Annotated in this window: 2 protein-coding genes; both read left to right on the top strand. The window is 71.0% G+C overall.

Features of this window, described 5'->3' with window-relative positions:
- On the top strand, positions 1 to 2,104 hold a 2,104-nt coding region (locus tag VFV89_RS24070), incomplete at its 5' end, for a hydantoinase/oxoprolinase family protein (RefSeq protein WP_329708529.1).
- Positions 2,101 to 3,078, top strand: a 978-nt coding sequence (locus VFV89_RS24065; RefSeq protein ID WP_329708528.1) for a hydantoinase B/oxoprolinase family protein, incomplete at its 3' end; no start/stop codon positions are given. The genes VFV89_RS24070 and VFV89_RS24065, both read left to right, overlap by 4 nt.

The following is a 3,078-nucleotide window of genomic DNA, read 5'->3' as shown; positions in this document are numbered from 1 at the left end:
CGGCATCGACACGGGGGGCACGTTCACCGACGTCGTCGCGTTCGACGAGGACTCGGGCGAGCTCGTCACGACCAAGACCCCGTCGACGCCGAGCAACCCCGCCGACGGCTTCCTCGCCGGCATCGACAAGGTCCTCGGCCTGCTCGGTGCCACCGGCGCGGACATCGACGCCGTCAGCCACGGCACGACGGTCGCCACGAACCAGCTGCTCGAGGGCAAGGTCGACCGGCTCGGGTTCATCACCAACACCGGCTACGAGGCGATGCTCGAGATCGCGCGCCAGTCCGTGCCGGACGGCTACGGCAACAGCTACTTCTGGGTGAAGCCGGACCGCATCGTCCCGCGCGACCTGGTCAAGGGCGTCGAGGGCCGCCTCGACGTGAACGGCGAGGAGGTGCGCCCCTTCGACGAGGACGGCGCCCGCGCGGTCGCCCGCTGGTTCCGGGCCCAGGGCGTCACCACCCTCGGCGTCTGCTTCCTGCACGCCTACGCCAGCCCGGTGCACGAGGAGCGGATGCGCGCGGTGCTGGCCGAGGAGCACCCCGACGCGGTGGTGAGCCTCTCGAGCGAGGTGCTGCGCGAGTACCGTGAGTACGAGCGCGCGATGACCACGCTGGTCGACGCCGCCGTCAAGCCGCGGCTCTCGGCGTACGTCAACAACATCAAGGCCCGTCTCACTCGCCAATATCAAGGGCAGAGCGACGACCGGACGATCCCGTTCTACGTCATGAAGTCCAACGGCGGGGTGCTGTCGGCCGACGAGGTCGTGCACCAGCCGATCACGACAGTGTTGTCCGGCCCCGCGGCCGGCGCGCTGGGCGCGGCGCTGATCGCCAAGGTGGCGGGCTTCGACAAGGTGCTCACCTCGGACGGAGGCGGCACCTCGACCGACGTCTCCGTCGTCATCGACGGCGAGCCGACACTGACGACCGAGGGCTCGGTCGGTGCGTTCCCCTCCAAGATCCCGATGATCGACGTCGTCACGGTGGGCGCCGGTGGTGGGTCGATCGCCTGGCTCTCGCCGGAGGGGACGCTCAAGGTCGGGCCTCAGTCTGCCGGCGCCGACCCGGGCCCGCTGTGCTACGCCAAGGGCGGCACCGAGGTCACGATCACCGACGCCCACGTGGTGCTGGGCCGGATCCCACCGCACCTGCTGGGTGGGGAGATCCCGCTCGACGTCGACGCCGCCCGGGACGGGGTGGAGCGGCTGGCCGGGAAGCTCGGGCTGTCGCCCGAGGCGTGTGCGACCGGCATCCTGGAGATCTCGGCCTGGAACCAGGCCAACGCGCTGCGCCAGGTCACCGTCAAGCGGGGCCTCGACGTCCGCGACTTCACGCTGACGACCTTCGGTGGCTCCGGCTCGCTGCTGCTCTGCCGGCTGATGGACGTGCTCGGCATCCCCACCGTGCTGGTCCCGCCCAACCCGGGCAACGTCTCGGCCTTCGGCCTGCTGACCGTGGACGTCAAGAACGACTACGTGCAGACCCACGTCGCGCTCGCCTCGGCGCTCGAGCCCGCCACCGTCGCCGCGGCGTACGACGCGCTCGCCGAGCGCGCCGCGGCCGCCCTGTCGAAGGAGGGGTTCGCGCCCGAGCAGCACCAGTTCGCCCGCACCGCCGACCTGCGCTACTTCGGCCAGGCCTTCGAGGTCCGGGTGCCGGTGCCGGACGGCCCGGTCGACTCCTCGGTGCTGGACCAGGTGGCCGACCGGTTCCACGCCGAGCACAAGGCGCTCTACGGCTACGACTTCTCCGGCGACCCCACCCAGCAGGTGGAGTGGGTGAACCTGCGGGTGTCAGGAATCGGCCCGATCCGCCGGCCCGAGATCCGGCGCCATTCCCCGTCGAGTGACCCCCATGGCATGTCGGGAGCGCTCTCAGACCTGCGGAATGGGTCACTCGGCGCGAAACGGGCGGTCTGCTTCGACGCCGCCCATGGGTACGTCGACACGCCGGTGGTGCAGCGGACCGACCTGGCCGCGGGCGCGAGCATGACCGGGCCGGTGATCATCGAGGAGTTCGGCTCCACCGTGCCGATCCATCCGGGGTTCCGGGTGCGGGTGGACGAGTTCCTCAACCTGGTCGTCACGAGGAGCGAGGTATGAGCGAGAGCAGGCGCGCGCCGACCCAGTTCCCGTACGGGCACCTCACCGCCGACGCCGGAGCCAGCGCCGACCCGGTGCTTGTCGAGATCGTCCAGGGCTCGCTGGCCAGCGTCGAGATGGAGGTCGAGACCGCCATCGGGCGCACCAGCCGCAGCCCGATGATCCGCGACGCCCACGACTTCCGGGCCGGCATCCACGACCGGCTGCTGCGCAAGCTCACCGGCCGCTCCTACTCCGCCCTCGTCCACCCCGTCGCACGCGACTTCCCGATCGAGGAGATGCGCGAGGGCGACGTCTTCTTCCACAACGACGTCTACCGGTCCGAGGGCGGCATCGGCCACCTGCCCGACCTGTGCGTGACCGTGCCGGTCTTCAGCGGCGCCCCCGACGAGCGCAGGGTGGTCGCGTTCGTCCAGGCCTTCGGCCACCATGACGACATCGGTGGCGCGGTGCCGGGGTCGATGCCGAGCCACGCGACCACGGTGTTCGAGGAGGGGCTGATGGTCCCCCCGATCCGGCTGTGGGACGCCGGCGTACCCAACCGCGCAGCGCTCACGATCATGACCCGCAACTCGCGGATGCCGGAGTCGCTGGCCGCCGACCTCGACGCCGAGTGCTCGGCCTGCCTGATGGGCGCGCGCCGCCTCGGGGAGCTGTTCGACAGGTACGGCGTCGAGACCGTCGAGTCCTGCTTCGACGCGATCCTGTCCCGCACCACCGAGACCTACCGCCGCGAGATCCTCGACAAGATCCCGGTCGGGTCGTGGGTGTGGGAGGACTACGCCGAGCACGACGGGGTCGACGAGCCGACGCTGCACACCCAGCGGATCACGCTGACCCGCACCGCTCCCGACGACCCGGACGGTGAACGGCTGGTCCTCGACTTCGCGGGCACCAGCCCGCAGGCCAAGGGGCCGATCAACCACGTCGGCGACGCCAGCGACGGCGTCTTCCTCAAGAAGTGGCTGGCGCCC

Origin of the sequence: Nocardioides sp. (assembly GCF_036274455.1) — a bacterium.
In the GTDB taxonomy this organism is placed as follows: Bacteria; Actinomycetota; Actinomycetes; order Propionibacteriales; family Nocardioidaceae; genus Nocardioides.
This window is presented reverse-complemented; position numbering and strand designations above follow the sequence as displayed.